6 protein-coding genes are annotated in these 4433 nt (G+C 29.4%); all 6 read right to left on the minus strand.

Translation table 11 applies throughout. The annotated features are described in order from the left end of the window. The coding region (gene brxC / locus VK071_02455) for a BREX system P-loop protein BrxC (protein HLR34171.1) at positions 1-1412 on the minus strand (1412 nt) is incomplete at its 3' end. Between the two features lie 26 nt (positions 1413-1438). Further along, positions 1439-2020, minus strand: coding sequence for a DUF1788 domain-containing protein (locus VK071_02460; GenBank protein ID HLR34172.1), 582 nt, complete (start codon positions 2018-2020; stop codon positions 1439-1441). Between the two features lies 1 nt (position 2021). Next, a complete protein-coding gene (locus VK071_02465) occupies positions 2022-2636 on the minus strand; it encodes a DUF1819 family protein (GenBank protein ID HLR34173.1) in 615 nt (204 codons plus the stop codon). 278 nt (positions 2637-2914) lie between these two features. After that, entirely contained in the window at positions 2915-3712 is a 798-nt protein-coding gene (locus tag VK071_02470) for a DUF5780 domain-containing protein (GenBank protein ID HLR34174.1), read from the minus strand. After that, positions 3705-3929, minus strand: a complete 225-nt coding sequence (locus tag VK071_02475) for a hypothetical protein (GenBank protein HLR34175.1) — start codon at positions 3927-3929, stop codon at positions 3705-3707. The genes VK071_02470 and VK071_02475 overlap by 8 nt, the downstream gene beginning before the upstream one ends. Before the next feature lie 225 nt (positions 3930-4154). Further along, on the minus strand, positions 4155-4433 hold a 279-nt coding region (locus VK071_02480; GenBank protein ID HLR34176.1), incomplete at its 5' end, for a hypothetical protein.

A 4433-nucleotide genomic window follows, 5' to 3' on the forward strand; every position in this document is an offset into this window, starting at 1 on the left:
TAGTCATTTTCTAAAGCTTTAGTTATTACTGCTGAATGACTGTGGTCTAAAAATTTGTTTAATCCGTCATAGAATATATTAAACGGAACTATTTCCCCGTCTTCTTTTTCCATTATTTTTTCTGTACTTTCTTTAAATAGGGCCAACATTGAACGTTCTCCTTCAGATAGATGTTTACCACTAGCCCCATGCTGTCTTATAGAAGTAAGCACACTTCCAAGTAAATTAAATTGATAAGGTATGAAAGGATATACCTGACAGAAATCATTTCCATCTTCATAAAGTTTCTTCTCTATACCATCGTTGAATATGATTAAATTTTTAATGATGGTCTCATTATTTTCATATAAAATGTCTAGAGTTTCATTGGCTGTTTCTGTCTTTTCTAGTATTCTAAGTTTAATAACTTCATCTACATTGGCAGATGTCAAGCTTAATCTAGTATCAAACCTTCCTTGTATTTTAGAGAAGTCTTCCCCCTTAACTTCTGTTAAAGAATCTATATCCTGTTGGCTTGTTACTACAATCCAAGCTTTTCCTTGACAAGCTGTACCTAGATCCTCTGTTATAGTCTGTAGATTAAGCATTAAATCAGTATTTCCACCTATATATTGCCCTATTTCATCTACTAAGAAGACTATATGGTGATTTTCATCTTTACTATCTAAGTAGTTTTTAACTAATTCTGCAAATTTGTCTATACTTATTTCATAAGGAATAGTTGTAGTCCTACTCCAATCTCTAGCAGACGCCTCACTCATAATTCTCATATCAGCTAATGTCTCTACTACTTTATCTTTATGAAACTTAAACTTATGACGGTTTTCTACCCAGTTTAAATTATGTAGTTCTTCATATCTGATTTTAAAATCTTCATATAATCCATCTTCTGTTAATTGTCTTTCTAAATCCGCCAAATGAGGGTCTGTACTAAATCCTTGCATCTCATTAAAAACTCTTAAAAATACATTTAATATACTATCTTTACCTTTAGTTCCTGCTGATTTACTTTTAGAATCTATATTGAACAATACTACATCTGTAGGCGTATTACATGCAAGTTCCATATCTGCAGCTACCATAGGGTCTTCTATTTTTTCATCATCTAAAAAATAATCTAATGCATTTTTACCTGCTACTTCACGATTCTCTAACAAATATGATAATATTTTTAGAAAGTGAGATTTACCACTGCCAAAGAATCCAGATATCCAAACTCCCATTTTATCTGTATTCCCTATTATCCCTTTTTTATAATTATTAAAGAAATCCCTAAAATGCCTTTGTAGTTCCTTAGTCACTACATATTCTTCTAATTCCTGTTTAATATTTTTATCATCATCTTGTCCAACTTTAATAACTCCTTGTATATCCCTATTTATCGGCTTTGCAAACATATCTTTTATCTTCATATTATACCTCCTCTACATGTTACCGATTACTCTCTTATAAGCGGCAGGGCTCTATAATAGTTTTCGTCTTTAAACTCTGAAAATAACATTAAACTTTGTCCGTCATATTTCCCGGGATAAAATAGTACTACTGGAGCCCTATCAAATACTAAATGAAGTTTATTTAAAATCTCATGAGATCTTACAAAAGGAAAAATTTTACCGACTCCTGTAATAAATACCACTGAATTATCTGGTGTATTCTCTTCTATATAAGTATTAAAATAATTGTCATCATAATCTATTCTTAAAAGATCATTTACAGCAGAAATTAAATAATCTAAACCGTCATTTTCCTCCATTTTTATACAAGTATCAAACAATCCTTCTTCCTCTATTAAATCAATCATAATATCATAGACATCATATATTATTAATTTATATCCTTTAGGCTTTGTTTTATTTCTCTTCTCTAGAGTTTTTAAATAATCCCTAACCTTTAATTCTTTCTCTGCTGGATAATCAAAAACATAATATCCTACTTCATTGCTAATCCCTTTATTCTTTAAAAAATCTTCATCACTTATTACTTCTTCAATTTTCCCTAACTTTTCATCTAGTGTTTTCATCTTATTCCCCCAAAAAAACTCTTAAATACGGATTCAAATCCTTGCTTTTCATTTCTTTTTCTAAATTTATATCTAAAATAGGTTTTTTAATTACATATAAATTCTTTTCTTCTACTATTAGGTTTGCTTCTTTTAAATATGTTCTGTAAGCTCCTGCCAATCTTTTCTTGGTCTGTGATGTAAGGTTTGCAACTTTTTCATTTTGTTCAGATTTATTCTTAAGAAATATTCTGATATCACTATTATCAAATTTTAAATTTCCTATTATAATTTTTTCCCTATATACTTCATACATATATTCGAAAAATAATCTATCTGTTATCATTATCCCTAAAATGTTTAATATCTTCTGATCTGAAACTGGTAGATTAGTAAACATAGTATATACATCTTTAGGCAAGGCTTTAGTCCGTTTAGATACTTCATTTATCATTTTTTTACCATAGTCCTCTGATGGGGCTAATAAAATATTTTCATTTTCTTGCATCTTTTTTATTTCCTTGTCATTAAATCCTTCAGTTAATAAATTATTATATTTTTTAAATTCTTGAAACCAAAATCCTTTGCTTACGGCACCAGCACTATATTTTAGACTATTTACTCCACTGGTCTTCATCTATATCCTCCTCATGTATAACAAATCTTAACCAACTCTTTTTGGTAAGTCAATTATGACTTCTACACTATAATTATAGCCTATGACCTATGAATCCTCAATAGCCATACCAGCTTATAGAAGATATTAAAGATTAAGTACATAAAAACTCTTCTGGTTTTATACTAACCAAAAGAGTTTTTATTAGTAATATAAAATAGTTTATTACTAAGCGAGTAGTATTAGACTAATTTTTTATTAGAACTGATACCTAAATTATCTAATAAGTCATTTTTGTATTACTCATTTAAAACTCCCTCTATCGATATTTCTTGATCATATTCTGGTATCCATACTGTGCCATCTGTCATATGAACTCTTTGTAGGACTACTTTTATTTTAGTTGTATTTTCATAACCATGTAAAGTCCATCGCCAATCATAGCCAAAGGTTTCTCCAGGAGCTACTTTATTCTGAGACACTCCCTGATATCTATTGTTTTTATACAAATAATGATTAACTGGCTCATCATACCTATCATAACAATAGAAAACCATATCATAAGCATCCACAGTTTTATTAGATGTATTTTTTACTATAAGATAAGCTTCAGGATTGCTAATGCTATTTAATTTTAAATAAGTATCTACTAGTTCTAATGGAGGTTTTCTTGCTTCTTCTTTAGCTTTTGCCTCTTCCTCCTTTTTCTTTTCTATTTTTGCTTTTTTCTCCTCAATTTCTTTTAATCTCTTAGGAACTAGTTTTGCTTCTTTACTAGCAGGATATAAATCTGTAACTTCATTATACTTTTTAATTGCCTCATCAAAATGTTTTTCATTTTGTTTTTCTGAAGCCACTGAGAATAGAATCGAAGGAGAACTTTTTAACTCATCTATTTCTTTTTCTAACTCTTTATTCTTAGACTCCTCTTGATTTAGCAATGCATTTATTTCTTCATTCTTATCTTCTAAAGACTTTATACTTTGGACATATTCTCTTTTGGACTTTTTATAGCTATTAAATTGACCAATAAGTACCAATAGCATGATAATTATAATCACAGATAAACTTACTATAATAGTTCTATTTTTACTCATCTACCTCACTATCCTCAACTATTTCTTCTTTATGTAATTCTTCTTCATTCAGATATCTTGCTACTACAAATGCCAATCCTATTATTGCACATACACCTGCTAATACAAACCATGCAGTAGCTAATCCAGCATTGATGATATAGTTATAGGCATCACCACCTACATAAGCATTTTTGCTTTCTAGAACTGCAGAATTCCAATTTTTATAAACAAACATTTTATAAAATCCTACAGTGATACAAATTCCAGTACAAATATAACTTATCACGATTTCTGATATATACCTTTTCCCTATATTATCCACCTTCTTTTTGAAAAATTAATTTATAAATTTTAACCAATTAAATCTTAACATAGAATGTGGAAGTATACGGTATGGATAACTATAAAGAAAAACCCTTCTAGTTTTATCTTAACTAAAAGAGTCTTTATAAATTTCTATTTAACTTCTTACTTCTTGAATGGCCTTTACCACTACATCATGTCTTTCTACTTTTTTGTCTATTTTATCTACTTTATTCTCCAGGGTAGTTAATTTTTCATAACTTAACTTATAACCGTCATATAAAGCCTTATGATTATCGTCCATTTTGTTTTCCATTCTCACAATGTCATGTCTTAATCTCTTCTCAATCTCAGTCAAGTCTTCCTTAGTTGCCATTCCTATCAAATCTTCCTTAGTTGCCATTCCCGTCAAGTCTTCCTTAGTTGCCATTCCCGT

The sequence above is a fragment of the Tissierellales bacterium genome, assembly GCA_035301805.1.
Taxonomy (GTDB): domain Bacteria; phylum Bacillota; class Clostridia; order Tissierellales; family DATGTQ01; genus DATGTQ01.

What these genes read in the sequence shown, in the direction of transcription:
- VK071_02465 (HLR34173.1), bottom strand. Translation starts at nt 2,636, where the DNA reads ATGAAGACCAGTGGAGTAAATAGTCTAAAATATAGTGCTGGTGCCGTA.
- VK071_02470 (HLR34174.1), bottom strand. Translation starts at nt 3,712, where the DNA reads ATGAGTAAAAATAGAACTATTATAGTAAGTTTATCTGTGATTATAATT.
- VK071_02475 (HLR34175.1), bottom strand. Translation starts at nt 3,929, where the DNA reads ATGTTTGTTTATAAAAATTGGAATTCTGCAGTTCTAGAAAGCAAAAAT.
- VK071_02460 (HLR34172.1), bottom strand. Translation starts at nt 2,020, where the DNA reads ATGAAAACACTAGATGAAAAGTTAGGGAAAATTGAAGAAGTAATAAGT.